The sequence below is a fragment of the Lactococcus formosensis genome, assembly GCF_018403745.1.
Classification (GTDB): domain Bacteria; phylum Bacillota; class Bacilli; order Lactobacillales; family Streptococcaceae; genus Lactococcus; species Lactococcus formosensis.
On record NZ_BOVP01000001.1, the window covers coordinates 232534 to 257975 of the forward strand.

A 25442-nucleotide genomic window follows, 5' to 3' on the forward strand; every position below is an offset into this window, starting at 1 on the left:
ACCGTTATGGCTAGGGGTGTTTTTATATTAATAATTTAGAGTTTGACCTGCATAAATCAAGTTAGGGTTTTGAATGCCGTTACTTGAAACAAGATGCTGTACAGTTGTGCCTAAACGTTGTGCAATAACAGAGAGATTGTCTCCGTATTGTACAGTATAAGATCCACCTGTCGCCGCATTTGAGCCACCTGAATAGCTAATTGCTTGTCCTGCATAAATAAGGTTAGGATTACTCAAAGCGTTCTGACGTGCCAATTCTTGCCAGCTTGTACCCCAACTATAAGCAATGCTGCTCAATGTGTCGCCATATTGTACAATGTGAGTTTTATTGCTTGGACTCGGTGCTGGAGTAGGTTCTGGAGTTGGATTTGGTGTTGGTGCTGGATTAGGTACTTTTCCATCATATCCATTATCCGTGACACCTGTAAGGTCAATATTACCATCTAATCCCCCTGCCACATAAGTGGAAGTAAATTGGAAAATACCAATATCATCCATGCTTGGGAAGAAATTCCAGTTTGGTGTTGGAGTTACTTCATAGTTTGGATATTCCGCAATCCAAAGTGATCCAGGAAACTCTTTAATAATGCGTTTGTAGTCCACATTTGCAATTGTGTAAGGCTTATAGCTGTAATACATTGGTGTATATCCTGCTTCTTTCACACGGCGCATTCCGTAAAGAATAGCATCTGTGTTCGCCTGCTTACTTCCACTCGCCCCACTCTCATAATCAAGAGCGACAATAGAGCCTTTAGGTGTAGCAATTTGTGGCAAGTATCGATCAAGAACTCCTTTTGAAAGTTCAATGGAGCCACCTACTTGATACCAAATATATGTGTGCGCTCGTTTTCCTTGTGCCAGAGTATTTTGAACTTGACTGTTATAAGTCAACTGGTCCACGTAATATCCGCCATAAGTTCCCCCAATTTGTGCAATAGAGAATTCATCACTGGCATAACCAAAGTTTCCTTGATATCCGTTATATTTTGACCAGTCCACTCCTTGGTCACCTACTGCTGCGAAGGCATGACTTGTTGCTCCAAAACTTGTCAGAGCTATAATTGCAATTGCCGCTGCTTTAATAATTTTTTTCATTTTCATCTCCTATTTTCTTTTCGTCAATGTTTTCTATCTTTAACCCTTTAGACTTTAAATAGGCAAAGAGTTCTTGAAACAATGGATTAATTTGACAGATCAACTGAACCATCCGTGCAAAGAAAAACACTAGCGATCCATTGATCACTAATGCTATTTCGTTGTTGTATTCTTTTACCCCAGAAAAGTTATAAAACTCAAATACTCCCCAGAATAATGCAATTGTCACTAAATCAATGACAATCCTTTTTTTCAATGGGGGGGCCATTTTTTCTCCATCCTTAAGCCATGTTAGACCCAGAATGATTAAAATTAATGCTGAGATTCCCAGCAAGTTATATTCCAATATGTTTCCCCTTTTTCTAATTTTCTGCTGGATAACACATAGAGAAACTCCCATATTTTTCTCCAGTTTCTGCACTGTTAACCATTAAATCTCCACCAGTTGTGATAAAGGCAGTCATAAATGATTGCCCGCCTTGACTAGCCATTCCTGCATGCCAATCAACTGGTGGACGAAAGCCCGTTGGAAAAGTTCCTTTTTTGACATTCACATTTGCGGTTCCCCAATTCCCCCAATTTCCTGCTCCTGTTACATAGACAACACCATTCTTCTTCATGTAACTTACTTTTGCAGTAGGTGCCTCTATTGCGTTATAAGTTGATACTTTAGCATCATCAGAACTCTTCACTTTTGAGAAAATAGTCTCTTCTGTAAATGTCTTTTTACCTGCAATTGTTTCATCCGTGTAAGTTCCAATATATGTTGGATAATCCTGTGAGGTAACCTCACTTTCGTGTGGCATCCAAGGTGTGGCTATCTTCCCATGCTCAACCTTAATTTCTCTCCACCATGATTCATAATCTCCACTTGATTCACTATTGTATGGCAAAATATCTAAATATCCATCTGCAATAACTTTTATTGTAAAATTGAATCTCTTAAATTCATCAGTATTTTCTGTAATTCCAAATCTTTAAAATACTTAATTTATAGATTAAACGCTGCTTAACAATGGCCTCCACTTTAATTTTGCTCATTACTTTCCTCCGTCACTTTTTTATCAGTATCAAACACTGGATTATCAGCTTTTTCTTTATTAATTCGTTCTATTTCTGTCTTTACATCAGGAACAACAGATAAAACACTTAAAGCAGTTTCTTCACTTGTCACTCCCATGAGAAGTGTAGCTGTCTCAGCTTGTTCTTTAACATCCTTAGGCTCATTACGAGTAAAGGAGTACTCAATATCTTTCCACGAGTCTTTCCCGGTTTCGTTAGTTGTTAGACTACAAAATAATCTATAACGCTTGTTGAGTGAAGATTAAAATTTACGTTGGAAAGATAAAGCAAGGTTACTCATAGCTTGTAGCTTATAAGCCAATGCAACACCGCTTGATGATCCAAAAGATTCATCTGATATATTAGCAACTATTGTTATTTGAAAGATAAGTTTTGTTAAACGATCCAATAAATTTTCTGTTTGAGAGTCACTGTCAGGTTTCTCTAAGAACCTCACATCAATATTTCCTTTTTCGTTTTCTCTCCCATAATAATTAATCACACGATTGCTGCGAATGTTCTTCAAATCTTCTTCATCTACTTCCGCACCTAAGAAAGCCAGATATTGATCACTGAAATAATCTACATCATTTGCTTTCTCACTGATTGCTTTATTAAAAGCGTTAACCAATGGTATTACAGATTCAAAGATGCTCATTCTCTCTTCGTTAAAATAAAACTCAACAACAGGCAGTTCTGGATAAGGATTATAAGTTCTTTCTCCAAAACTTAATTCACTGACCTTACCGCTAATTTCAATTGTTTCCAGTAGAGTATAAATTTCTCCTTTGAGATTATCATCTTCATCAAATCCATATCTTACAGCAAATAACGGTTCTTCTTTGATGGAATCATCATAAACCATAAACATATTTTCAGGACTGTTATAAACAACATTTGTTTGTGTAACTTCATCTTGATAAAGTAACTCAAAAGCTCGTCCATAAATACATGCCATCTTAGCAAGTTCCGACTCTTCATCTTCCATATCATTTAAATTATCAAATGACTGCAGCTTTTCTAACACTTTAGAATCTTTGTGAGACTTCTTAACGGGTATCCCATTAAAGTAACCTGTAAAAGTGTCAACAATATATTTTGGAAAATTCACAGCTAACCGATTATCCGGCTTCCAAGTATCCTTTTCTTTCTGAGAAGCGATATCCATAATGCCTTTATACATGTTTATTAGATACTGATAGCGTGCAATTTCTTCTTTGTGTTTTTCTATAAACTTTTTCACTACCTCAGGAGTAATTTCTCCATCTTTTGAAAAAGTCATTAATTCAATTGGCTTAATATCCAACTATAACCCCCTCTTGAATGATTTAATTTTCGCCTTCGGTTTACTTTGGTTGTAAATAGCATATCGAACAGCATCAAGAACATCATCAAATTCTTTGATTGGTTCACCTTTTTTCTTATCCCAGATATATTGATAAATTTCAGTTTTGAATTTTTCTACTTTATCTTGGCAAATGAATAGCTTCTCTGTCTTAAAACGTTTGGCAACTGCTTCTACACCACTTAGTCGGGCTTTGTCTGCGTTAAAAGCATTTATTCTTTCCCTTTGGAATCTGGCAACATGTTCTGGACGAGCTGAATCACACCAAAAAGGAACTTTTTTCCCATACCTCTCTTGAATTCCTTTAGCAACTTCTACCCAGTAGTCAATTTCTTCAAACTGTGCAGCGTGTTCCTCAATAAGATATGCTGTACCATCATCTGTTTCCCCAAATACAACAATAGAACCCCAGTGTTCATAACCCCAGTCAACACCACAATAAAATGTGGATAAGCTTGGCAAATCTTTAGAGTGAATGTAGTGCTTGCTCGCATCGAAATCTTGATAAACAACACCATCAGCAGAAACCCATAGTCCATTAATATCTCGATCATAAAACATGCCACTTGGTGTTGCTGCCTTAATATTTTCCCTATAACGTTGAGACAAGAAAGTATTATCATCCAGTTGGAATTGAAAAGATCTAACATTTTCGTTTTTCTTATCTATATATTCCTTTTTCAACCAATGCTCTGGACTATCTGGGTTGGTATCAGCTAATATTCTAGCTCCAGTACCTGAACAGCGAGAAACAATCTCCCCAAATACTTCTTGCCTTGCTAATGAAGCTTCATTAACATAAGCTCCGTGTGCAGTCATACCACGAATTGCACCTACACCTCCAATATTTCCTGTATATGCTTGAACAACTTTGACACCAAAGAGTTTAAAGTTACCGTGTTTATCAAATTTCGGCTCAATATTATACATGTTATAAAGTTCTTGCAAGATATTTTTCTGAATCGTACTCGAAGAAACACCAGCCAATATATACATGGGCTCTTTTATTCCTTCTTCATCTGCAATCTTTCTCACACGTCTTAATTCAAATAAAAAAAGATCGTTATTGATCTTTGTTTTTCCAGAACGTTTAGCACCATGAAGCAATGTAATAAACCAATCTTTATTTACCGTTTGTCTCAATACTTCAATCTGCTTCTTTGTATATACGTCGCTAATCATCTAATTCACCGCTTATCTTACCGAGTAATGTATCAAGTTTTTCTTCCACAGTTTCATTAGAGGAATTTTTAGCTGACTCTACTTTAAGTTCTGCCATATCAGCCTCAGCAGTAAGTTTTCTAAGCTGTTGTTCCAAAAGTTTATCATTACTTGGATACCGTTTAAGAAGTTCTTTCATAGCTTGTATTTGCACTTTAAAGTCAGGAGGCTTCTCAACTTCCGAATAACCCTCTGCGTTAGCTACTACAACCGTTTCTGTTATCTCTGCACTAGCAGACTAAGTCTTTCAAGTATCTCCTGTGCGCTCATAATACGCTCAGAAGCTAATTGAGCCATCCGTTCGTCAATATATTTTTTTAGGTCAGGTTTAGTAAGGTTTTCAGCTCCTATAGATTTTGCCGTTCTTTTACTATATCCAGCATTTATCGCTGCTTCCTTCGCATTACCTAATTTAATATACTCATCACAAAATTTCTTCTGTTTTTCAGTTAGTTTCATACCTCCCTCCTTTAGATATGCAAAAAGCCGCCATTTCTGACAGCTTCAACAGGATAGTGTTTATAAGTATTTTCTAGAGTCAGGCACTCCCTGTAAGTACCTGATATAACCAATCAAGGAATCGAACCTTGACTACGAGACCACCTTTAGCTACTTAACTTTATTTATTATTTTTATGTGATGGGAATAAAGAGCACAATACTTGATACTCCCCAGTACTAATATCATCATAAATTGGATTAATTTTCCCTGTTGATTCCATTAGTGTCAATTTATGGTAAACAACATTAGAATCGCCTGTCGCACCACCGACAATAAAGCGACCGTTATAAAGATAACCCTTTGTACCTTTTGCTCCACCGTCAATAACTTTAAATTTAATCATTTCGTCTTCTTCTCCTTCTTGGTTATTATTATCGTCATTACTTGAATCTATTAATTGTAATTTCCCTAGATTTTGTTGGTTGATTGCATTATAAGTCGGTACAAGCATTGAGAGATAATGTTCATAGCCACTTGCTGCATAATCAGCATTTGCGCCACCTACTCTAAACAATCCCTTACAATATGCTTCAATAGTAGTCGCACCTTCTACATTGTATAAGCCATTACTTTTTGACAATATGAAACTGTATGCTTTAAAGAAGTCTCCCATTGTTGTAAAGTGAACATAATAGCCTCCCTCATTAGAAGGACGAGCAGTCCCACGACTCATTGAAATACCAAGTTCTGCTGGAGCACGAAATGGTTCAGAAATACCGCTCCAGTTATTATCAATAGAACCCACTGCAGAAATGTTTGGGTTACCCCAATGGCTTTCTACAAACATTTGTGCAATGAGAAAACTAGGTTTAATATTATATTTTCTTGCAGAACTAATAACTAATCGAATATTATCTTGCGAAATAGTATTACCTGCATTGGTTAATGACCCACCTGTGTACTGGCCTCCTGGCGAAGGAGTAGATGAATTACCTTTTTTACGAACTATGCCATCAAATCCACTATAGACAGACCATGAATTTTGATTGGGCATTTTTTGAACTACTCTTACTCCCGTATAGTTTTGTTCAAATGTCGTAATGTTATTGTTATAAGTATTAGCTACAATACCCGTATGTCCTGACCATATCCCTGTTTTTGCAGGAGATGTAAAGAACATATCCCCTTCCCTTACTTGAGAAAACGAGGGGTTGTCAATTTTTTCAAAACCTATTGCACCCCAATTTGTCGTCGTGTACACAGTCCATGCACTATCAGGAATTGTCCCAGGTGGCAACTGTCCTCCTCCAGGTTCTCCTGCCCATTGATATTTACCGCCCGTCATACGAAGCATGTAGTCACTAGTCAATGCACCACATTCTCCGCTACCAACCGTGCTTCCTACTAAGGGATCATAAATTTTTTCAACTTCTGTTGTCATATCTCCTTCTTTCTCATAGGTTATTTATGTTTCATTATATTCGCAAGTGTTATCGTCATCTCACTTACATTTCCTAAATAAACATACAGCTGTAATTCCATTAGGAATGACTTCAAGTTGGAATCGAACCAACGACTTTTTATAGTCTTACCATTTTTGAAGTCATAAGATAATCTATATTAATTTATTATCTTAATGATTATGAAACAATTTCAGTACTTTTTACTCAACCGAACATGTTATTTGTGTTTTACTGAATTGTTCATGTTACTATTATCTCACTTAAAAACGGCACTGAACGGACAGAAAACGGACACTGATTTCTATACTAAATCACACCATAGAGAATCTCTAAGTAGGCTCTTCAAGTTCTCATATTTTCTTCTTGCAGTCCGTTCATCAATGTAAAGTCTAGCTCCAATTTGCCACCATTGTTTTTTATCTTTGAATCTTAGAGTGATAATTGTTCTAATTTCAGGACTTACAGTTCCCATCAATTCATTGAGCACTCTTTGCTGATCAATCATTTGTTGAAGTTTATTATCTTCTTCAATAATCATCATCCTTCGTTCCTGAGGTGCCGTATTTTCACTTGTTCCACTACTTCCAATTCGTTCTTCCTTTTTCTGACGAGTGATCCATAATTCACGAGAATTTATCTTCACTTGAAGCATACCCGTCATAAAATCACTAATTAATAAATCTAACTTATCTGCCATGTATTAGTCCCCCTTTATGTTCTAATTTAGATAGAATAACTCATTTATTAAGCCCATCCCAATGAGCTTTTTTATTTTGGTTAAAACGGGTTATTTTTATTACACTTTTGTAAGTGTTATCTTCTATCTTGGAAAGTATAATAGACTTATAGAAAGTAGGTAAACATGAAAAACACATATAAAACATTTTGGAAAAAATTTTCCAACTTTAAAGATGAATGTAATGTAGGTGATTTTTGGAAAATCATACTTACTCACTTTATCATCTATACTGCTCTATTTATTACTCTGATAATCGGCGTTGGTATTCGTCAAAGTAATAGCACAGGTATAACAGATGATATCCTTGTAATGGGAAGCATATATCTGACAGCTCTATATTTTTTGTTAACGTTCATACCTACACTTACAATCACAATCAGAAGACTGAATAACGCTGGCCTTCGTTGGGGAACTTTATTCCTCTTCCTTGTCCCGTATGCAGGACCTTTTATACTCGCCTATTGTTTAACTCTTCCAGATAAAGAAACTCAAATGAGTTATAGTTATAGATAAATTTTAAACCCTAGCCTTATGGCTAGTTTTTTATTTTACTCAACTAACTCATCAGCGGAGCGTTTATAACATCCGTTTCCGCTGTCAAATAAAGCCCAAACTATCATTCTTCCACCTCAACCTGATCATAGCAAGACTTACAGAGTAATTTATGGTCCACTGTTGCCATTGCTGTATTTTCATGGCAGTTATCACATTTAACTGTTTTTCTATAAGGAGTTGCTGATGATCCTTGAAGCTTGGTGAGTTGTTCTAATACTTCTGTAGCTTTATCCCCTTGTCTTTCATGATATCGACGTGCTTTATTAGCTCGGATTGCACACCATGTGTAAGACACAATTGATACAGTCAAAATTAAAAATAATGTTCCTATTTCTTTTGTCATTTCTCCTCTTTCTTATACGCTTGTATTTCGCTCTCTCGTACGTTTTAAATGTACAAGGCACAATCCCCTATCCAAAACATATTTAAGTAGCGAAATTAGCATGATTTTTTAGTTTCCTGAGCTATCTAACTCAGTTATTTCTATTTCAATTTTATTTTTGTTTCCATAAAATTTTCTTGCACAGAGAACCACTATCTGACTGTCGTCGGCGTAGTATCCAAATTTAGTCATATAATCCTGTAGATTCTTCATGAGATTATCTAAATCGGGCCTCGTTTGTTTATACTCGCCCCACAACTTCTTCTGTTTGATTGCATACGTGAAGACAACATCTAGAATAAGCGGTGTACCTTTTGGGAAAGGCAGCTTAGGTGCTGCTTTTTTTAATGCACCTTGTAACTCATAGTTTTGAGTTCCTTTTCGGTTATAAAATACAGGATTACCGTTTTTATAAGAAACGCCTTTCTGCTGTGCCGTTGTTGGCATCTTCTGCAGCTCAAAAGAAAACTTCATTTACCTAATCTCGCAATCTGTTTACGAAACTCTTTGTGAAAATACTTAGTTTCTTTATTATTTTCTCTAGCTCTTTTCATGGCGGCCATCTCTTCCTTAGAAACTCTGTCCTGGACTAATTTTTCTGCTTTTGTTGGTTTTGACATTGTTTACCTTTCTCTAATTTTTGGTAATCCATCGATCTACTGGTAGAACTTCTATTTTCCCCAAAGTTTTATCTTGCCGTATCTCGTTGAGCTGATCCACGCTATAAATAGAACGAGTAATATACAAAACAAAAGTCATATAATTCAATGCTATTTTACGTGACTTTTCAAAATACCAATCTGTAAACTTTCTATAATGCTCTGGTGTTACTCCAGTACAACAATCCTCTGCAGCATTAATAAATGAGTCAACAGCTCGTTGGGTTTTAAGCCACTGTGATTTAGTCCTTAAAGACATCTGCTATCTCCTCATCAGTATATTCTGGTTCTTGATATCCAGACCATTCAGGAGCTGGCTTCACGATTTTATTATTCGCTGTGAAGGCTTGTTGTCTAGGTGTTGTGTCATAATCATCTTCCCAACCTTTACCGTTAAACCACGTACTCCCATGTTTGATATAATCTTTTGAAGTCCCCTTTGCACTTATTTCTGCTAAATAGTTTTCAATACCAGTTTGAATCTCTTTATCAGTTACACCAGATTTAACAGCCTTTTTATATGCTGTTAATGCTTTTGGTCTTCCTTTTTTATTTGGATACATTTTCCAAAGCAAAGAAAATCTATTTTCTAAATCAGATTCTTTATCGGACTTGTCCGATATATTATCTTTATTAGGATTAGTATTTTGTTTATCAGTAATTGGTTTATTAGTATTTAGTAGCTGCCCTTTTCCACATTGTGGGTTTCCCACTTCTGGGTTTGCCACATGTGGCTTTTGGTAATCTGGGTTTTTAAAATCAGAAACTTCCTTTTTCCATTGCTTAACTTGTTTGTTTTCAGGATCTACTACTCTTGTTGTTTTAGCATATCCTTGTTCTTCAAGTTCTTTCCATGCTATACGAGCAGCTTTAGCACTGTCTTTATGATGATTAGCAACTTCTTCAAAGTAAATTTTCCAATCATCAGGTAAGCTAAGAATGTATGCAAGTAATCCTTTTGCTTTAAGAGATAAGTTTTCATCTCGCAAGAATTCATTACTAAGAATTGTAAAATTATCTCCAGCACGTTTTCTCTTAATACTTTGCATCAACTTGCCCACCTTAAATTTCCGACATAATTATTAGTTTTATTCCCATCTATGTGTTTTACATTTGGCAACCCTTCTGGATTATCAATAAAAGTTTGAGCCACAAGTTGATGCATAAAAGGCATTACTCGTTTGCCATTGTCTAATACAAAACTATATCTTGGACGTTGGTCTGAACTTGTGTTTAATTTCAAATTTCTACGGATATTATCTGTCAATACTTGACGAATATTTCCATAATTACTAATTTCATATTCTCCAACAATTTTTCCAACAATTCGTGGAGAGTTAATGTATTCTAATTTTTTCCATGTTTCTTGAGTCATATATTCCTCCATAAACAATAGGTTAACGCTGGGTCTCCCTGAGTACATAGCGCCCGACTTACTCGGTCCTTCCTGCACCGAAGCCTAGTGTCTGTCATTTAGAATGGTAAATCATCATCTGAGACTTCCATTGGTGCCCCGGCAAAAGGATCTTTATCTTGTTGAGATTTAGTTTTCCCTTTTTCTGTTTTATTTGAATTACTTTCCAACATTTGGAAATTGTCAGCCAGTACTTCAGTAACATAAACACGTTGACCTTCTTTGTTCTCGTAATTTCTTACTTGTATACTTCCAGTAATACCAACTAATGCGCCTTTTTTTGCCCAATTTGCTAAGTTTTCAGCAGGCTGTCTCCAGATAACACAGTTTATAAAATCTGCTTCTCGTTCACCCTGAGCATTTTTAAAACGGCGATTTACTGCTAAAGTGAAAGTAGCTACTGCAGTATTCTGAGGGGTATATCTTAATTCTGGTTCACGGACAATACGTCCGACCAACACAACATTATTTATCATTTATATCTTCTTTCTCTTTTAGTAGCTTGAGGGTTTCACCCTTTTTAATAACAAATTCTTTAGTAGCTTGTTTTTCCGCTTGAGGCAACATATTCCAATATTTTTTAATGGCATCTGTTGTTTCTAAAGCATCTATTTTTTTCTCGTGTTCTTTTACCTTTTTCTTAAAGTCTGCAGCTTCTTTTTCTTTTGCTTCCTCATCTACTTCTGGAAGGTCTTCCCCTGAATAGATATAAAGTCCAAGGCCGAACATAGCTAAATTTTTAACTAAACAACGCATTATAGTTTTATTCGCATCAAACATTGAAGCAGCTTCAACTGACTTTTCTCCATTGTATTTAGTCATATATTTATATGGTTTTGATTTCATGGCTTTATTTGCCCCATCCATAACTGGAAGCCACATTTCATGAGTTAGTCCATCAATCGTGACATTTGTAAAAACCATATAACCTGTATTTTCATCATAAATATAAGGTCTCTTTGTGCCATCTGGAGCTTCAAATTTCTCAATTTCATACGTCGCATTAGGAAATCTTTTTGCAAATTCTGCCCATGCCCAGGTCCAACTTAGATAGGATAATGTCGTTTTTCCTGATTTTTTTGTCTCCACATTATTGCTTACGTCGATATAATAAAGCGTTTCAAACGGAGTTTTATTTTCTACCATAAATTATTCTCCTATTTGTCCCATTCAATTTTTGCTTTCTTAGGTTTTTGGATGATAAACTGTTCAATATCTTTATAAATATCTTCACCATATTTCTTTTCCAATTTAGCAACTGACAATGGCTCGACACTATCCAGCCCATATTTTCTAATAAGCGCTGTTTTAGCAGTATTATCCATAACAATTTCTCTGGTAAACTGTTGCTTCCCATAAGATAAACGAGTAAAGTTTTGACCCTCATCAAGGCGCTTCTTAACTTCTTTCTCCGCCTCTTTCTTCATCTTATCTGCAGCCTTTACTGCTTCTAAAAATGCGGTTAAATCGCTATTATCCAATTCTTTAATCATTGATGGACGAAACTCAAGCACCTCACCAGTTTCTCTGTCCATTGGTATTAGCTGTAAACTCATTTTTAATTCCTCCAATTTTTGTTATAATTAGAGTAGAAACATTGCAAAAATTTCTACTCAGCTTCTGGTTGCCGCCAGGAGCTATTTTTTATTTTTCAAATTATTATTTAATATTTTGAGTCTTGCTATTTCATTCTTCAATTCTTGAACTTCATTATTAAGTCCTTCAGCATAGATTATCCATTCATCTAATGCTTCTTCACAGTTTACTAATGATTCTGCTAAATATTCATTTTCTTTTTCAAGCTCTTTTTCTCGAGATGATTTTACTCCGAACATTTTAACTCCTTATTTTTTGTAACTTCTATACCGAGTGGCTTCTTTCCATTGAACAAATTCTTGAAAAACTTCTTTGTTAATAAAAACTATTTTGTGCGTAGGATTTAAGACTCCTTTTTTAAATTCTGGCCTTTCTCGCATTTCTTTTAGCCAAGCAGTAAGTGTTGGTTTACTTAACCCTTCCCACTTCTGCATGAGGTGTTCTTTGTCACACCATTCAGCATCTTCATTCTTATCAACTGGAAGGTATGTTATTTTTGCATATGGCATTTTTCTTACCCCTTCTAAACATCCAAATCGTAGATAAAGGCAATATCAGCTAAAATTACTAATGCTGCTTTTCCGTTTTCCTTACCACTCATAACATTTGACATACGACTAGCAGGAATTTTAGAATCTGCTTTCTCTGAAGCGATACTTGCTAGAAAAGCATTAGTGTACCCTTTCTTCTTTTTCAACTCCTCTACAGCTTTACGATAGCGCTCAAATTTTTCTTGTGTCATAATCTCCTCCGTTTTCTCAAAATATAGTTTTTGTAAAGAAAATTTAGTTTTTAATCTATTTTATCCTTGACATATGAGTATCAATAATCTATAATAAAAGCATAATTAAAGAGCCTATAAAACACTATATAAAACTTGCTTGGCGGCGTTGTTAATTTAGTATTTATTTAGGGTTTCTTTATTAAAAATACAATTTATTTTTACAAAAACTATTATAGACTATCGATACGTATATGTCAACTATAAAGTATCTTTATTCTACAGTTATTTTTTGTATTACCTCTGAAAGGTTGATACTAATGGATTTGTACGAAAGAATAAAAGAGCTTGCCGCTCAAAAACATATTTCGATTCGACAACTTGAAGAAAAGCTAGGAATCGCAAATGGTACTATAAGACAATGGGGGAGAAAAAATCCCGGTGTTAACAATGTTAAACTAGTAGCTGATTACTTTCATGTCACCGTTGATTACTTGCTAGGTGGAAAAAAGAACACAGTAACTAAAGAACCTGTAGATCTTGCTGATTTAGTAGATGAAAGTAAAGTTGATTGGGATGAATGGGTTTCTTTTGATGGTAAACCACTAACTGATGAAGTTAAAACAGCATTAAAACTTATTTTAGGTAAACGTCTTGAAGACTAATCGGGGGCTCTATGAACGAACAGGAACTAATAGAGCGTATAATCCTTGAAATAGAAAAATATGGAATTGAAGTTATCGGGGACAACTCTTTTCCTTTAGACGCTGTAACAAACAATAGAAAAAAGATAACGATATTTAATCCCACAACTGTTAAAGCTTTCAAATTATGTCATGAATTAATGCATATTAAAAATAATGACAGCTATCGACTTGGAGAGTGCGATACAACTAGCTCACAAGAGAAGCGAACGAATAAAGAAGCAATTCTCTTTTTATGGAATATATTCATAACTGAAGGAGGGAACTTTGAGCTTTTTCAAAAGTTTATTGAAATATCTGGCTGTCCTTGTGACACTTCTTTTTCTCTTCTTTGCAAAGTAAACGCAGAAGTTATAAAAGAATTAAACAAAGAGGATAGCCAGATAAAAGACTATAGCAAAATGTCACTAAAGGAATGTGTTATTGACTATATTTCGCATTTTGATGTTGTGGAACAAATCAATACTTATCAATTTCTTGAAGCATATAATTTGCCATACGAAGAGTATGATGCAGCAGTTGAAATATTTAAAATAGTTTTGCAACTAGATTATGCATGTTGATAAGATAAAATAATAGGGAATATTTTCTGACAAAGGAAACTTTACTTGTCAGAATTCCAATATTACTTTGAAAACCAAGTAAAATAATTCCCACATTTACGAGAAAAATTTAAAAACAGATGAATATATTTAAAAAATTAAAACAACTAACTACGCTAAATAAAGATATTGAGGAAAAAAATAGATATTTAGTTAAGCTCAAGCTTCAGTTAAACACTATTGAAATAAATCTTGAAGATAATCAAAAATTAATTGATGATCAAGAGTTATTAATCAGAAAAGTTTCTGAAGAGTTTGCTCAAAAAAACGAAAATTTAAGATTAGAAATAATTAATTCAGCGAATAAAGATAGTGAAAATATTCGAAAAGAAGCCGAAATATACGTATCTAATCTCACAGAGCAATACCATCAAACAATCAAAGAGAATGAAACTCTAATTGAAGAAAACACCAAACTATTAAAGGAGAATAATCGCCTAAAAACACAAGGTCGTAAGTTCCGTTCTGAACTTCAACTTATCAAAACTCTCCATAAAGAATATCCCTATTATGATAATGAAGCAATTTATGAAAATATAAAGGAAGTCTATGCTAAAGATGGATTGATAGATACTGTTTCAAATCTACATCTTCACTCAGAAGATTCAAAAGAGCTCAGAAAATTATCAAGAGCTACAAGTAAAGAAATCACAAATGTCCTCAAAAAATATGAAAAGAATTATACTACTAAGTCGAATATGACCATATACTCTTTAATGATTATTGGTCTACAATCTGAGATAAAGATTTTAATGTATAATTTATCATTTAATAAGTTATCAGATTCAAAAGATAAATTAAAAGAAATAATAAATAAATTCCTTATTATTGCAGGAGATGGTAATCAAACAATTTTACCTACAATTACTAAATTCCTTCTTGAAATAGAGCCTCTTTATAAAGAACTACTCGACATAGAGTATAAATATTTTATTTACCGTGAACGTGAAAAAGAAGAACAGCGTCAGCTTAAAGAACAGATGAAACAAGAAGCCGAAGAACGAAAAGCGATGGAAGCTGAGAAAAAGAAACTATCAATTGAAGAAAGTAAATATAAAACCGAGATTGAAAAGAATTCTCAATTACTTGAAAATGAAACAGATACAAATAAAATTGAGCAACTTAGAATTCGTATTTTAGAATTGCAAAATCAGTTATCCTCTGTTGAAACGAAGAAGGAAGAAATTGCTAAGCTCTCCTTAGGTAAAGCTGGGTATGTTTATATTATTTCTAATCTTGGCTCATTTGGTGAAAATATATTTAAAATAGGTATGACAAGAAGGTTGGAACCTCAACAAAGAATTGATGAACTAGGTAGCGCATCAGTTCCATTTAAATTTGATGTCCATGCTTTTGTATTCAGTGACGATGCTGTTGGTTTAGAGAATAAACTACATCGTATGCTTACTAATAATCGCGTGAATAAAGTAAATCTTCGTAAAGAATTTTTCAAAGTTGATATTAATCAAATAGAAAGTATTATAGAAGAAATTGATCCAACTGCAAGTTTTAACAAAACGATACTTGCCCAGGAATATAACCAATCATTAGCAATGATGGAAAATGCAATAGCTTAAAAAATAAAAAAGCCGCCCAAGTTTGGCGACTGTGGGGCGGCTTTAGATCTAGTACAGAAACAACACGAATTACGTGAAGTTTTCTTGTACTCTATTTTACAGAAAAAAGGAGTAGAAATCAAATGTGGGTAGAAGCTTTAGAAAACGGTAAATATAAATATTTTGAGAGATATCGTGACCCTTTAACCGAAAAGTTAAAGAAAGTGTCAATTACACTCGACAAAAATACTTCAAGGGCGCAAAAGGAGGCACAACGTCTTCTCCAAGAAAAGATTGATAAGCACGTAAAAGATGCTGATGTAAGTAATATTACTTTTTGGGAACTATATGAAGAGTATTTCAAGAACTGGTCCCCAACAGTTAAAGATTCTTCAAAGCGTGGTCTAATTGCTCACGATAATAGAATAAAGGATAATATTCCGAAGTCTACACCGGCAAGAAATATTACACGTAGAACAATTCAAAAGTTAGTTAACGAAATGATGGATGAGGGCTATGCTTATAGTTACTATAATGGTTTCAAAAAACGATTCCATTCTATTCTTGATTTCGGTGTACGTATGGGGTATCTTGATAAAAATGAAGCAAGTTATGTTAAATCACCAAAAAAAGTAAAATCATTTGAAGAAGTCCAAGAAAAAAGAGAGAGTTACCTTGAATTAAGCGAAATAAAACAATTATTAAAAATACTTAGGATTACTCCAAGAGTAGATCATTTAGCAAATTTCGTAGAATTTATGGCCTATACTGGAGCAAGATATGGAGAAACTGCTGCTTTAACTACTAAAGATATTGATTTAGAGAATGGTCTCGTAACAATAAATGGAACATATGATCGAGCATTGAAGATAAAAACAACTCCAAAGACAGATTTTTCCTACAGGACAATAACGATTCCAGATAATATTATTAAAATAATTGAATCACAACTGGAGTTACTGGAACTTAATAGATCAGTCAAAGGGAAAGATTTCAATAAAAATAATTATATATTCTTTAGTGTTAATGGTTCAGCAATTGATTTAGATACTTTAAATGTAGTGATACGGCGAGCAGCAGAAAAAGCAAAAATCAATAAACATTTAACTTCGCATATTTTTCGTCACTCACATGTTGCCCTACTTGCAGAATTAGGTATCCCGCTGAGTGCTGCCATGGAAAGAGTAGGACATACAGATTATAAAACTACTCTAAGCATTTACTCACATGTTACCAAATCTGTCAAAGTTGATATAGTTAAAAAGTTAAATGAACTAAAATAAAAAGTGCCCCTCATAAAATTAAAGGGGCACTTTTTATAATTGTAGGATTCATTGATAGCACTATATTTTACGCTTTTTATTTTCATGCCCCTTCTTTGCCCCTTTGTTTTCTTGTAATAAAGAAAAACAACCGTAAAGCCAGTTATAAAGGCACTAAGAAACAATTAACCGATTGAACCCTCCATGCTATAAGAAATCAATCTGTTAAGTTCTACTGCGTACTCCATTGGAAGCTCTTTTGTGAAGGGTTCAATAAAGCCCATCACAATCATATCAGTGGCTTCTTTTTCTGTTAAACCACGGCTCATCAGATAGTATAACTGTTCTTCTGAGATTTTAGATACTTTAGCTTCGTGTTCCAAGGCAACTTGTGAGTTATGAATTTCATTAAATGGAATTGTATCTGATTTTGAAATATCATCCATAATAATCGTGTCACATTCAATATGTGATTTAGAATGTGCAGAGTTTTTATTGAAGGTTACTTGTCCACGATAGTTTACGGCTCCACCAGATTTAGAAATGGATTTAGAAATAATTGATGAGCTTGTATTTGGTGCATTATGAATCATTTTGGCACCTGTATCTTGCTCTTGATTTGCGTTAGCAAAGGCGATTGAAAGCATTGTACCACGTGCGCCAGGACCGTCTAAATAGACAGCTGGATACTTCATAGAGACACGTGAGCCTAAGTTACCATCAATCCATTCCACGGTCGCATTTGCCTCTGCCTTGGCACGTTTTGTTACCAAGTTATAGACATTATCTGACCAGTTTTGAATGGTTGAATAACGCATATATCCACCTTCTTCACAGAAGATTTCCACAACAGCAGCGTGTAAGCTGGCTGATGAATATGTTGGTGCAGTACAGCCTTCCACATATTGAATAGAAGCTCCTTCATCAACAATGATTAAAGTACGTTCAAACTGTCCTGATTTTTCGTTATTGATACGGAAATAGGCTTGGATAGGAATTTCACATTTTACCCCTTTAGGCACGTAAACGAAGCTTCCTCCTGACCAAACTGCTGAATTCAAGGCGGCTAATTTATTGTCTGTTGGAGGGACAAGTTTTGCAAAGTATTTTTTGAAAAGTTCTGGATATTCCTTCAGAGCAGAATCCGTATCGGTGAAGACGATACCGAGCTTTTCAAATTCTTCTTTCATGTTGTGATAAACAACTTCTGATTCATACTGTGCCGAAGCTCCTGCCAAGTAAGCACGCTCTGCTTCTGGGATACCAATTTTTTCAAAGGTTTCCTTAATTTCATCGGGAACTTCTTCCCAAGTACGTGCTGGTTTATCGGTGGGTTTTTGGTAATACACTACATCATCAAAATCAATGTCTGATAAATCAGGTCCCCATTCTGGAAGCTCTAATTTTTTGAAAGCTTCGAAGGACTTGAGGCGGAAATCCAGCATCCATTCTGGTTCTTCTTTTGCGGCCGACATTTTACGAATCACATCTTCTGTCAGACCTGTTCCTGTAGACATAACTAACTCAGCATTATCATGAAAACCAAATTTATATTCTTCTAATACTGGAACTTCTTCTGTCATTATTTTCCTCTCTTTATATGCATTCTAGTGAGTTTCAGATACAGTAGCAGTACCATCTGTCTCAATCGCTTTTTTCAGGGCATTCCACGCCAGAGTTGAACATTTTACCCGTTGCGGAAATTTAGAAACTCCTGCAAGGAATTGAGCGTCTCCAAGGCGCTCTTGCACAGGATCTTCGTGACCCGTCACCATTTCTGAAAAAATCCGTGCCAATTCCAAAGCTTCTGCTTTTGTCTTGCCAATAACAGCTTCCGTCATCATTGAAGCAGATGCTGTTGAAATTGTACAACCGTGCCCACTAAAGGCAATATCGCTAATCTTATCTTCTGTAAACGCAACAGTCAAGCGAATGACATCACCGCAGGTTGGATTGTTCAAATCAACAACACAAGCCTGCTGGAGTTCACCTGCATGGCGCGGAGCAGAAGAGTGATCAAGAATTACTGCACGGTATAAATTATCTAATTTTGAAAGTGCCATTCTTTTTCTCCGTTTTTCTTAATACTATAAGCCGAAAAACTCTTTTGTCTTTAAAAGAGCGTCCACAAGTTTATCGCAGTCTTCCTTCGTATTATAAATATAAAAACTTGCGCGTGCAGTTGATGATTGCCCAAGGGAATGCAGCAAAGGCTGTGCGCAATGATGACCCGCGCGTACAGCAACACCCTCCATATCCAAAGCCGTTGCTAAATCGTGAGGATGAAGACCTTGAATATTAAAAGCAATCACACCACTTCGCTCTTCTACTGCTTCTGGTCCATAAATTTCTAAACCGTCAATCGCTTTTAGTTTAGGCATAACATAGGCCACAAGCTCTTGCTCATAGCGATGAATAACGTCCATTCCTATTGTTTCAAGGTAATCAATGGCTGCACCAAGCGCAATAGCACCAGCAATATTTGGCGTGCCTGCCTCAAATTTCCACGGTAACTCTGTCCATGTCGAATGACTTTCATAAACAAAATCAATCATTTCCCCACCAAACTCGATAGGGTTCATTTGATCCAGTAAAGCCTCTTTTCCATAGAGAACACCAATTCCTGTTGGACCACACATTTTATGACCCGAAAAAGCAAAGAAATCCACATCCAAGTCTTGGACATCAATTTTCATATGCGGGACAGATTGGGCGCCATCGACAACAAAGTAAGCACCGTAGTGATGAACCAACTCAGCAACTTCCTTAATCGGAGTAATCGACCCTAAAACATTTGAGGCGTGGGTTAAACTTACAAACTTTGTTTTGGCAGTCAGTTTTTCCTTTAAGTCATCAATGTCCAAAGCACCGTTTTTCAGATAAACAATCTTCAAAAGAGCCCCTGTTTTTTCAGCGACTTGTTGCCATGGGACAAAGTTTGAATGGTGCTCCGCAACAGAAATAATAATCTCATCACCTGCTGTTAAGACTTGCTCTGCAAACTTTGTAACCCAGTTTAAGCTCGTTGTTGTTCCACGAGTGAACAATACTTCTTTCGTAGACGCAGCATGAATAAACTTTCGAACCTTCTCACGTGCCGCCTCATAATCTGCAGTTGCACGCTCTGCAAGGGTATGAACCCCGCGATGAACATTGGCATTATCATGCTCATAATAGTTTGTCAAAACATCCAACACCTGCTGTGGCTTTTGGGTGGTGGCTGCATTGTCCAAGTAGACTAATGGTTCATCATTAACTTTTTGATTAAGAATTTTAAAGTCTTTTTTTAAGTCAATCATTAGATTGCCAACTTTCTCTCAATAATAGAGATGAATTCATCACGAACAGCTTTAATTGGAATCTCAGTCACAACTGCACCGAGGAAACCTCGAATAACAAGACGTTTGGCTGTTGTTTCATCTAATCCTCGACTCATAAGATAGTACATATCCTCAGGATCGACCTGACCGATAGAAGCTGCGTGTCCAGCAGTTACGTCATTTTCCTCAATCAGCAAAATGGGATTTGCATCACTACGAGCACGGTCTGAAAGCATTAATACTCGGCTTTCCTGTTGCGCATCTGCCCCTTTAGCCCCACGCATGATTTGACCTATTCCGTTAAAAGTCAATGTGCCTCGATCAAGAATAACACCATGTTGCAAGATATGTCCTACTGAATTACGGCCAAAGTTTGTCACACGAGTATCAATCCCTTGGATTTGTTTTCCCATAGATAATCCAACAACTTTGATTTGTGAATGACTGCCATCACCTTTAAGATCGCTATCAAAGTCACAAATAACGTTGCCATCATTCATTGTTCCGATAGACCAATCGATTGTGGCATTATTTGCTAAATGACCGCGGCGACTGATATAAGCTGTCACATGTTCCCCTAAACGATCGATTGCAGCAAATTTTACTTGTGCGCCTTCAAGGGCAATGACTTCGATAGAAATATTTCCTGTAACCTTAACATTTCCGTCACCGATACTTTCTAAACGTTCCAAATAATCAAGCTTACTGTTGCGACCAGCAATAATTAAGATGTGCTTATTGAAAGGCAAATCTGACTCAGAATCTTGATAGAACTTTGCTTCTACAGGGACCTCAATTTCGACATTATCCGGAATATATAAGACTGCACCAGAATTAAAACTGGCAACATTACTTGCTGCTAAGCGATCTTCTTTATAACTCACAGCTTTGCCGAAATAAGTTTCGACTATCTCAGGAATTTCTTCCATTGCTGAGGCAAAATCAGTGAAAACAACACCTTGTTCAGCCAAATCTGGGCGCATTTGTTCCATAACATTTTGACTTCCCACTTGTACCAAAAGTGGATGGTTAGGCAATTCTGTAAAGCTTGGTACGTTTCCACTTGGCTCAGAATCCCCTATCTCTGTATTATCCAAGCCCCAACGATTGAATTTCACGCGCTCAATATTAGGCATATCTAACTCTGTCATAGCCTCAAAAGCTGTTTGACGGAGTTCTGATAACCAACTTGGTTCAGCATGCATGAGCGAGAAATTTTTTATTTTTTCATTCATTTAATTGTATCTCCATGATGTGTTTGGTCATTTAAGACTTTCTGTCCTAATAACTTACACGACCTCAACTTATGCTTCTTCCTTATATTCAATCCCTAATTCTTCAGAGATTTTAGCATAACCTTCTTTTTCAAGACGTTTTGCAAGTTCGGCTCCACCTGTCATAACGACACGGCCTTCCATCATGATGTGGACAACATCTGGAGTAATATAGTCGAGTAAACGTTGATAGTGGGTGATGATAAGAGCACCAAAGCTATCACCACGCATAGCATTCACACCTTTTGAGACGACTTTAAGGGCATCAATATCAAGCCCAGAGTCAATTTCATCCAAAATAGCAAAAGTTGGTTCTAACATCAAGAGTTGGAGGATTTCATTTCGTTTTTTCTCTCCACCAGAGAAGCCTTCATTGAGGTAACGCTCCGCCATCTCTTCTTTCATGTTAAGTAATTCCATATTTTCATCCAATTTTTTAATGAAATCCATTACAGAAATCTTGTCATCTTCTGCACGTTTAGCATTGATGGCTGCACGCATGAATTCAGCGTTTGTAATACCCGGGATTTCTGACGGGTATTGCATCGCAAGAAACAATCCGAGACGAGCACGTTCATCGACTTCTAGTTCAAGGACATTTTCGCCGTCAAAGAGAATTTCTCCCTCAGTAACAGTGTAACTTGGATTTCCCATAATTGCAGCCGATAAGGTTGACTTACCTGTACCATTTGGGCCCATGATTGCATGTACTTCATTAGTGTTAATTGTAAGGTTTACACCTTTAAGGATTTCTTTATCTTCAATACTTACATGAAGATTTTTAATTTCTAAAGTTGCCATTCTAACTCCTTCAATTCATAAGTAAAATATCTTTTACACTTCACCCTCCATTATAACAAAAAAAACAGACGAAAAGCTCATTTCCGTTCTGTTTTGTCATGTTTATATTTTCTTTTGCGTTTCTTGTTTATAACTTGCTCTCGATACTCAGAACTCCCAATAAACCGCAAAACATTAAGGAAAGGTTGACGATCTTTACCAAGTATACCGACCAAATCAATAAAGAGCCCTAATCCAAGCAGTAATGCAATAATTAAGAATATTCCACCAACCCGACTTGAAACTTGTAGGATCAATGAAATAAAGGCAAAAATTCCAGCTATACCATAAATGACTAATACGGCACCACGATGTGTAAAGCCAATGTACATCAAGCGATGATGTAGGTGCATTTTGTCAGCACTGGAAATTCTTTGGTTGTTCAATTTCCGGCGAACCATTGCGACGATAGTGTCTGTTAATGGTACTCCTAAAATCAAAAGTGGAGTCAAGACAGCTACAGCCGTCGCATTTTTTAAACCTTGCAGCGATACAACCGATATCATAAAGCCAAGAAATAAAGCTCCAGTATCTCCCAGATAGATAATCGCTGGATGATAGTTATACGGAAAGAAGCCCATAATGGCCGCAACTAAGGTAAAAATGGTAATAGGTAAGAAGATGCTTGATCCTGGTAAAAAGAAGTAAGACACAATGCCCATGGTAAAAAGCGAAATCACAGAGACACCACTAGCTAAGCCATCTAGTCCATCAATCAAATTAACCGCATTTGTAATCGAAACAATCCAGAAAACGGTAAAAATAAAGGATAGCCAAGTAGGGAACTCAAGAAAAGGGCCTCCAAAAGGGATTTTAAGATTATCAAAGCGTGCATGGGTAAAAAACCATGTGATTGACGCAGCGAGAAGCAACCCAGCCATCTTCATCTTGGGAGAGATTTCTTTAATGTCGTCAATGAGTCCTGTTATGACGACAATACCGCCAGCTACAATAAAAGGTGCAATGTAGCTAATATAAGTCACTAAATGAGGCTTGATTCCTTCAGTCACCTGTTTGGGACTCATTAGCGGAAGCTGCGGGTAAACAATCATCGGAAGGATAAAAAGAGTCGCAATTGCAAAGGATGCAAAAATAGCTAAGCCACCTGCTGAAGGCATTATCTTCGTATTGACACGTCGCTTATTGGGCTTATCTACTGCTCCTATCCGGCGTGAAACAAAGGTCATCAATGGGGTAAAAACCAGGGACATTCCGAATGTCACGAAGAGCACAATGAAGAACTCAACTGTGAAGGGAATTCCCTTAATCGGGATTTCTTTTATGGTATCTATCATATCTTAAATTTTTGAGAGAACTTCCAAAGCACGAGTGTTGATCAATATCTCGCCATATTCTTGTAGTGTTTCGCGACTGTTGACCGTTTCCTGTCCGTACTCTAACATTCGGGCACGCATGGAACTTACAGCTGTCTTTCCTTTTGATTTTTGATTATCTAAAATAATCAAGTAAAACTTGTCTTGATAGCTATAAAGTTCAGACTCTTCTGCATCGATTTTAACATTTTTTACTGCCATCAAAAGTTGAGACATATTTTCAAATTCTAGGGAATAGAAGACAAAATCTGGGTCTGGTTTGTTTTCTACTTGTGTTTCTTTAGTTTCAGTTGTACTTGTATCTGTCATTGCTCCGCCATTTTGTTTTAAATCTTCCACACGTCCAAAGAAATCCGTCATGAGCTGCTCAAATTCTTCAGGATCATCTGGAAGATTATTGGGATCAATATCGATGTTTTCTTCAGTAACAATAATATTCACCCCTTTAGGGAAAGGTTGAATTTGGAAGGTTAAAAGTCCTGACGAGAAGCGTTCCTCAAGTCCTAGCTCTTCTACCAACTCATAAAAAAGATTTTCCACCATTGATTGGTTAGTAAAAAAATCAGAGAGTTTGACATCATGATCAACCAAATCTTGGAAGGTTAGGCTAATCTTTATTGTTTTTTCGTTTATTTCTTCGTATTGCATATTTTTTAACCTATTATTCTTAATTCTTCCCAATGAAAACCATAACCTTTAATTTTCATTGCAGAATTATTTTTACTTATATTTAACTGTTTCTTCTAATTATAACATATAAAAGGCTGTTCGCGTTTTTTGCCATTTCATCAGAAAATTTTTTCTTCTCCTTTGTTACTCTTACGAAATTTTTTGTATCATTGGAAATTATTATGTTATTTACCTCTAAAATATATTTTTTTGATAAAATAGTGATATGATTTATTACATTCTTGCCAATCCCAATGCCGGCTCACGCAAAGGGGAGCGTTCATTGAAACTTTTATTGCCTTTTCTCGAAAAAGAGGGCCTCTCTTACAAACTCTTTGCGACCGAACATACTGGGCAAGAAGCAGCTTTTATCCAAAAAATCCTGGAAGAGAAAACAACAGATGACCAGCTTATCATCTTAGGGGGTGATGGTACCATTTCTTTGGCTCTCAATGCTTTACCTGTTGACCTCTCCTTTGGCTATATCCCTTCAGGTTCAGGTAATGACTTTGCCAGAAGCTTAGGGCTTTCTCTTGATCCTATTCAAGCCTTCAAGAATATTCGCCACAACAAGACTAGAGACTTTTACGTTATGCACTATAAGTCTCAATCATTCTCCGGTTATGCGCTTAATAATGTAGGAATCGGTTTAGATGCAGCCATTGTCAAGGCGACTAACGAGGGACGTATGAAAACCATCTTGAACTCCCTTAAGCTCGGTAGACTTTCTTACTTTCTGACTGCCCTTCATGTTTTATTTACCAAGAACCCCTTTGAAATTAGTGTTTATAACATGAAAAATGCTTTTAAATTTGATAATGCTTTTCTCCTAACTTTTACTAAGCACCCTTATTTTGGTGGCGGTATTCAAATTGCACCAGAAGCAACTAATCTTAGTCAAGAAATTCATTTGGTCGAGTTGGACAGATACGGTATTCCCAAAATATTTTCGCTAATCCCTAGTGTGCTTAAAGGCAAACACTTAGAGAATAATCTTTTTCACCATAGTGTTTCCACAGTAGCCGCAGTAACCTCACAGTCCGTTCAGCCTGTTCAAATTGACGGAGAGTCCTTCACGATTCAAGCCAACGACACTTTGACTCTAACTTCTGAAAAACGCAAGATTATTTGTTAATAATAAAACGGAAGAGAAACTCTTTAAAAGAGTTTCTCTTCCGTTTTTCTTTA

Annotated in this window: 31 protein-coding genes and 2 pseudogenes; 6 read left to right on the forward strand and 27 right to left on the reverse strand. The window is 36.0% G+C overall.

The window, feature by feature from the left end:
* Positions 1 to 27: 27 nt before the first annotated feature.
* The 8 genes and pseudogenes from KJS37_RS01150 to KJS37_RS01185 all read right to left on the reverse strand — a co-directional run bounded on the left by KJS37_RS01150 (position 28) and on the right by KJS37_RS01185 (position 7324).
* Positions 28 to 1095 (reverse strand): LysM peptidoglycan-binding domain-containing protein, encoded by a 1068-nt coding sequence (locus KJS37_RS01150; RefSeq protein WP_213495512.1) that lies wholly within the window; start codon positions 1093 to 1095, stop codon positions 28 to 30.
* Positions 1079 to 1441, reverse strand: coding sequence for a holin (locus KJS37_RS01155; RefSeq protein ID WP_213495514.1), 363 nt, complete (start codon positions 1439 to 1441; stop codon positions 1079 to 1081). Before KJS37_RS01155 ends, KJS37_RS01150 begins: the two co-directional genes overlap by 17 nt.
* 16 nt (positions 1442 to 1457) lie before the next feature.
* On the reverse strand, positions 1458 to 1988 hold the full coding sequence (locus KJS37_RS01160; protein ID WP_213495516.1) for a hypothetical protein: 531 nt from the start codon (positions 1986 to 1988) through the stop codon (positions 1458 to 1460).
* Between the two features lie 134 nt (positions 1989 to 2122).
* Positions 2123 to 3439: pseudogene (locus KJS37_RS01165) on the reverse strand (phage portal protein).
* 24 nt (positions 3440 to 3463) lie between these two features.
* Positions 3464 to 4684 carry a PBSX family phage terminase large subunit gene (locus KJS37_RS01170; RefSeq protein WP_213495518.1) on the reverse strand — a complete coding sequence of 407 codons (1221 nt, stop codon included), beginning with the start codon at positions 4682 to 4684 and terminating at the stop codon, positions 3464 to 3466.
* Positions 4677 to 5182, reverse strand: a pseudogene (locus KJS37_RS01175) (terminase small subunit). The gene KJS37_RS01170 and the pseudogene KJS37_RS01175 overlap by 8 nt, the downstream one beginning before the upstream one ends.
* A 160-nt stretch (positions 5183 to 5342) precedes the next feature.
* Positions 5343 to 6533: a glucosaminidase domain-containing protein gene (locus KJS37_RS01180; protein WP_244851278.1), complete on the reverse strand. Its 1191-nt coding sequence runs from the start codon at positions 6531 to 6533 to the stop codon at positions 5343 to 5345.
* 395 nt (positions 6534 to 6928) lie between these two features.
* Entirely contained in the window at positions 6929 to 7324 is a 396-nt protein-coding gene (locus KJS37_RS01185; RefSeq protein WP_213495520.1) for a DUF722 domain-containing protein, read from the reverse strand.
* Between the two features lie 165 nt (positions 7325 to 7489).
* On the opposite strand from KJS37_RS01185, the gene KJS37_RS01190 reads away from it, so the two are divergent.
* Positions 7490 to 7879, forward strand: coding sequence for a DUF805 domain-containing protein (locus tag KJS37_RS01190; protein WP_213495522.1), 390 nt, complete (start codon positions 7490 to 7492; stop codon positions 7877 to 7879).
* Between the two features lie 103 nt (positions 7880 to 7982).
* Here KJS37_RS01190 and KJS37_RS01195 read toward each other — a convergent pair whose 3' ends face one another.
* The 12 genes from KJS37_RS01195 to KJS37_RS01250 form a co-directional block, all read right to left on the reverse strand.
* Positions 7983 to 8264: a hypothetical protein gene (locus tag KJS37_RS01195; protein WP_213495524.1), complete on the reverse strand. Its 282-nt coding sequence runs from the start codon at positions 8262 to 8264 to the stop codon at positions 7983 to 7985.
* Positions 8265 to 8372: 108 nt separating this feature from the next.
* Positions 8373 to 8777 carry a RusA family crossover junction endodeoxyribonuclease gene (locus KJS37_RS01200; protein ID WP_213495526.1) on the reverse strand — a complete coding sequence of 135 codons (405 nt, stop codon included), beginning with the start codon at positions 8775 to 8777 and terminating at the stop codon, positions 8373 to 8375.
* The gene (locus KJS37_RS01205; RefSeq protein ID WP_213495529.1) at positions 8774 to 8923 is read right to left on the reverse strand and encodes a hypothetical protein; all 150 of its coding nucleotides are present in this window, start codon (positions 8921 to 8923) and stop codon (positions 8774 to 8776) included. Before KJS37_RS01205 ends, KJS37_RS01200 begins: the two co-directional genes overlap by 4 nt.
* Before the next feature lie 13 nt (positions 8924 to 8936).
* Positions 8937 to 9221, reverse strand: coding sequence for a hypothetical protein (locus KJS37_RS01210; RefSeq protein ID WP_213495530.1), 285 nt, complete (start codon positions 9219 to 9221; stop codon positions 8937 to 8939).
* Complete coding sequence (locus KJS37_RS10380; protein ID WP_244851280.1) at positions 9205 to 10011, reverse strand: LvrA C-terminal domain-related protein; 807 nt, start codon at positions 10009 to 10011, stop codon at positions 9205 to 9207. The genes KJS37_RS01210 and KJS37_RS10380 overlap by 17 nt, the downstream gene beginning before the upstream one ends.
* Positions 10011 to 10337 carry an HNH endonuclease gene (locus KJS37_RS01220; protein WP_213495532.1) on the reverse strand — a complete coding sequence of 109 codons (327 nt, stop codon included), beginning with the start codon at positions 10335 to 10337 and terminating at the stop codon, positions 10011 to 10013. Before KJS37_RS01220 ends, KJS37_RS10380 begins: the two co-directional genes overlap by 1 nt.
* Positions 10338 to 10435: 98 nt before the next feature.
* Entirely contained in the window at positions 10436 to 10852 is a 417-nt protein-coding gene (gene ssb, locus KJS37_RS01225) for a single-stranded DNA-binding protein (RefSeq protein WP_213495534.1), read from the reverse strand.
* Positions 10842 to 11522, reverse strand: coding sequence for a Sak single strand annealing protein (locus tag KJS37_RS01230; protein WP_213495536.1), 681 nt, complete (start codon positions 11520 to 11522; stop codon positions 10842 to 10844). The genes ssb and KJS37_RS01230 overlap by 11 nt, the downstream gene beginning before the upstream one ends.
* 11 nt (positions 11523 to 11533) lie before the next feature.
* Positions 11534 to 11932, reverse strand: a complete 399-nt coding sequence (locus KJS37_RS01235; protein ID WP_017370187.1) for a DUF2800 domain-containing protein — start codon at positions 11930 to 11932, stop codon at positions 11534 to 11536.
* Between the two features lie 81 nt (positions 11933 to 12013).
* Positions 12014 to 12211 carry a hypothetical protein gene (locus KJS37_RS01240; RefSeq protein ID WP_213495538.1) on the reverse strand — a complete coding sequence of 66 codons (198 nt, stop codon included), beginning with the start codon at positions 12209 to 12211 and terminating at the stop codon, positions 12014 to 12016.
* 9 nt (positions 12212 to 12220) lie between these two features.
* Entirely contained in the window at positions 12221 to 12481 is a 261-nt protein-coding gene (locus KJS37_RS01245; RefSeq protein ID WP_019299080.1) for a hypothetical protein, read from the reverse strand.
* 14 nt (positions 12482 to 12495) lie between these two features.
* A complete protein-coding gene (locus tag KJS37_RS01250) occupies positions 12496 to 12714 on the reverse strand; it encodes a hypothetical protein (protein WP_019335592.1) in 219 nt (72 codons plus the stop codon).
* A 299-nt stretch (positions 12715 to 13013) separates the two neighbouring features.
* Here KJS37_RS01250 and KJS37_RS01255 point away from each other — a divergent pair, with 299 nt between their 5' ends.
* The 4 genes from KJS37_RS01255 (at position 13014) to KJS37_RS01270 (ending at position 16838) form a co-directional block, all read left to right on the forward strand.
* Positions 13014 to 13358 (forward strand): helix-turn-helix domain-containing protein, encoded by a 345-nt coding sequence (locus tag KJS37_RS01255; RefSeq protein WP_213495540.1) that lies wholly within the window; start codon positions 13014 to 13016, stop codon positions 13356 to 13358.
* 11 nt (positions 13359 to 13369) lie between these two features.
* Positions 13370 to 13960, forward strand: coding sequence for a hypothetical protein (locus KJS37_RS01260; protein ID WP_213495541.1), 591 nt, complete (start codon positions 13370 to 13372; stop codon positions 13958 to 13960).
* Between the two features lie 119 nt (positions 13961 to 14079).
* Complete coding sequence (locus KJS37_RS01265) at positions 14080 to 15576, forward strand: GIY-YIG nuclease family protein (protein ID WP_213495542.1); 1497 nt, start codon at positions 14080 to 14082, stop codon at positions 15574 to 15576.
* Positions 15577 to 15698: 122 nt separating this feature from the next.
* Positions 15699 to 16838 carry a tyrosine-type recombinase/integrase gene (locus KJS37_RS01270; protein ID WP_213495543.1) on the forward strand — a complete coding sequence of 380 codons (1140 nt, stop codon included), beginning with the start codon at positions 15699 to 15701 and terminating at the stop codon, positions 16836 to 16838.
* 164 nt (positions 16839 to 17002) lie between these two features.
* Here KJS37_RS01270 and sufB read toward each other — a convergent pair whose 3' ends face one another.
* The 7 genes from sufB to KJS37_RS01305 form a co-directional block, all read right to left on the reverse strand.
* Positions 17003 to 18400: a Fe-S cluster assembly protein SufB gene (gene sufB / locus KJS37_RS01275; RefSeq protein ID WP_165711421.1), complete on the reverse strand. Its 1398-nt coding sequence runs from the start codon at positions 18398 to 18400 to the stop codon at positions 17003 to 17005.
* Positions 18401 to 18424: 24 nt separating this feature from the next.
* Positions 18425 to 18880, reverse strand: coding sequence for a Fe-S cluster assembly sulfur transfer protein SufU (gene sufU, locus KJS37_RS01280; RefSeq protein WP_096368628.1), 456 nt, complete (start codon positions 18878 to 18880; stop codon positions 18425 to 18427).
* Between the two features lie 24 nt (positions 18881 to 18904).
* On the reverse strand, positions 18905 to 20116 hold the full coding sequence (locus tag KJS37_RS01285) for a cysteine desulfurase (RefSeq protein WP_213495544.1): 1212 nt from the start codon (positions 20114 to 20116) through the stop codon (positions 18905 to 18907).
* Positions 20116 to 21372, reverse strand: coding sequence for a Fe-S cluster assembly protein SufD (gene sufD, locus KJS37_RS01290; protein ID WP_213495545.1), 1257 nt, complete (start codon positions 21370 to 21372; stop codon positions 20116 to 20118). Before sufD ends, KJS37_RS01285 begins: the two co-directional genes overlap by 1 nt.
* A gap of 69 nt (positions 21373 to 21441) precedes the next feature.
* Positions 21442 to 22212, reverse strand: coding sequence for a Fe-S cluster assembly ATPase SufC (sufC, locus tag KJS37_RS01295; RefSeq protein WP_213495546.1), 771 nt, complete (start codon positions 22210 to 22212; stop codon positions 21442 to 21444).
* A 77-nt stretch (positions 22213 to 22289) separates the two neighbouring features.
* Positions 22290 to 23546 carry a glycosyltransferase family 4 protein gene (locus tag KJS37_RS01300; protein ID WP_213495548.1) on the reverse strand — a complete coding sequence of 419 codons (1257 nt, stop codon included), beginning with the start codon at positions 23544 to 23546 and terminating at the stop codon, positions 22290 to 22292.
* A gap of 3 nt (positions 23547 to 23549) precedes the next feature.
* Positions 23550 to 24233, reverse strand: a complete 684-nt coding sequence (locus KJS37_RS01305) for an adaptor protein MecA (protein ID WP_165713158.1) — start codon at positions 24231 to 24233, stop codon at positions 23550 to 23552.
* A gap of 247 nt (positions 24234 to 24480) precedes the next feature.
* Between KJS37_RS01305 and KJS37_RS01310 the strand changes: the two genes are divergently transcribed.
* Positions 24481 to 25389 (forward strand): diacylglycerol/lipid kinase family protein, encoded by a 909-nt coding sequence (locus KJS37_RS01310; RefSeq protein WP_213495550.1) that lies wholly within the window; start codon positions 24481 to 24483, stop codon positions 25387 to 25389.
* Positions 25390 to 25442 lie beyond the last annotated feature (53 nt).

Bases quoted from the DNA above. Each gene is read 5' to 3' on its own strand.
- KJS37_RS01150 (WP_213495512.1), bottom strand. From the start codon at position 1,095: ATGAAAAAAATTATTAAAGCAGCGGCAATTGCAATTATAGCTCTGACA.
- KJS37_RS01170 (WP_213495518.1), bottom strand. From the start codon at position 4,684: ATGATTAGCGACGTATATACAAAGAAGCAGATTGAAGTATTGAGACAA.
- KJS37_RS01185 (WP_213495520.1), bottom strand. From the start codon at position 7,324: ATGGCAGATAAGTTAGATTTATTAATTAGTGATTTTATGACGGGTATG.
- KJS37_RS01190 (WP_213495522.1), top strand. From the start codon at position 7,490: ATGAAAAACACATATAAAACATTTTGGAAAAAATTTTCCAACTTTAAA.
- KJS37_RS01195 (WP_213495524.1), bottom strand. From the start codon at position 8,264: ATGACAAAAGAAATAGGAACATTATTTTTAATTTTGACTGTATCAATT.
- KJS37_RS01200 (WP_213495526.1), bottom strand. From the start codon at position 8,777: ATGAAGTTTTCTTTTGAGCTGCAGAAGATGCCAACAACGGCACAGCAG.
- KJS37_RS01205 (WP_213495529.1), bottom strand. From the start codon at position 8,923: ATGTCAAAACCAACAAAAGCAGAAAAATTAGTCCAGGACAGAGTTTCT.
- KJS37_RS01210 (WP_213495530.1), bottom strand. From the start codon at position 9,221: ATGTCTTTAAGGACTAAATCACAGTGGCTTAAAACCCAACGAGCTGTT.
- KJS37_RS10380 (WP_244851280.1), bottom strand. From the start codon at position 10,011: ATGCAAAGTATTAAGAGAAAACGTGCTGGAGATAATTTTACAATTCTT.
- KJS37_RS01220 (WP_213495532.1), bottom strand. From the start codon at position 10,337: ATGACTCAAGAAACATGGAAAAAATTAGAATACATTAACTCTCCACGA.
- ssb (WP_213495534.1), bottom strand. From the start codon at position 10,852: ATGATAAATAATGTTGTGTTGGTCGGACGTATTGTCCGTGAACCAGAA.
- KJS37_RS01230 (WP_213495536.1), bottom strand. From the start codon at position 11,522: ATGGTAGAAAATAAAACTCCGTTTGAAACGCTTTATTATATCGACGTA.
- KJS37_RS01235 (WP_017370187.1), bottom strand. From the start codon at position 11,932: ATGAGTTTACAGCTAATACCAATGGACAGAGAAACTGGTGAGGTGCTT.
- KJS37_RS01240 (WP_213495538.1), bottom strand. From the start codon at position 12,211: ATGTTCGGAGTAAAATCATCTCGAGAAAAAGAGCTTGAAAAAGAAAAT.
- KJS37_RS01245 (WP_019299080.1), bottom strand. From the start codon at position 12,481: ATGCCATATGCAAAAATAACATACCTTCCAGTTGATAAGAATGAAGAT.
- KJS37_RS01250 (WP_019335592.1), bottom strand. From the start codon at position 12,714: ATGACACAAGAAAAATTTGAGCGCTATCGTAAAGCTGTAGAGGAGTTG.
- KJS37_RS01255 (WP_213495540.1), top strand. From the start codon at position 13,014: ATGGATTTGTACGAAAGAATAAAAGAGCTTGCCGCTCAAAAACATATT.
- KJS37_RS01260 (WP_213495541.1), top strand. From the start codon at position 13,370: ATGAACGAACAGGAACTAATAGAGCGTATAATCCTTGAAATAGAAAAA.
- KJS37_RS01265 (WP_213495542.1), top strand. From the start codon at position 14,080: ATGAATATATTTAAAAAATTAAAACAACTAACTACGCTAAATAAAGAT.
- KJS37_RS01270 (WP_213495543.1), top strand. From the start codon at position 15,699: ATGTGGGTAGAAGCTTTAGAAAACGGTAAATATAAATATTTTGAGAGA.
- sufB (WP_165711421.1), bottom strand. From the start codon at position 18,400: ATGACAGAAGAAGTTCCAGTATTAGAAGAATATAAATTTGGTTTTCAT.
- sufU (WP_096368628.1), bottom strand. From the start codon at position 18,880: ATGGCACTTTCAAAATTAGATAATTTATACCGTGCAGTAATTCTTGAT.
- KJS37_RS01285 (WP_213495544.1), bottom strand. From the start codon at position 20,116: ATGATTGACTTAAAAAAAGACTTTAAAATTCTTAATCAAAAAGTTAAT.
- sufD (WP_213495545.1), bottom strand. From the start codon at position 21,372: ATGAATGAAAAAATAAAAAATTTCTCGCTCATGCATGCTGAACCAAGT.
- sufC (WP_213495546.1), bottom strand. From the start codon at position 22,212: ATGGCAACTTTAGAAATTAAAAATCTTCATGTAAGTATTGAAGATAAA.
- KJS37_RS01300 (WP_213495548.1), bottom strand. From the start codon at position 23,546: ATGATAGATACCATAAAAGAAATCCCGATTAAGGGAATTCCCTTCACA.
- KJS37_RS01305 (WP_165713158.1), bottom strand. From the start codon at position 24,233: ATGCAATACGAAGAAATAAACGAAAAAACAATAAAGATTAGCCTAACC.
- KJS37_RS01310 (WP_213495550.1), top strand. From the start codon at position 24,481: ATGATTTATTACATTCTTGCCAATCCCAATGCCGGCTCACGCAAAGGG.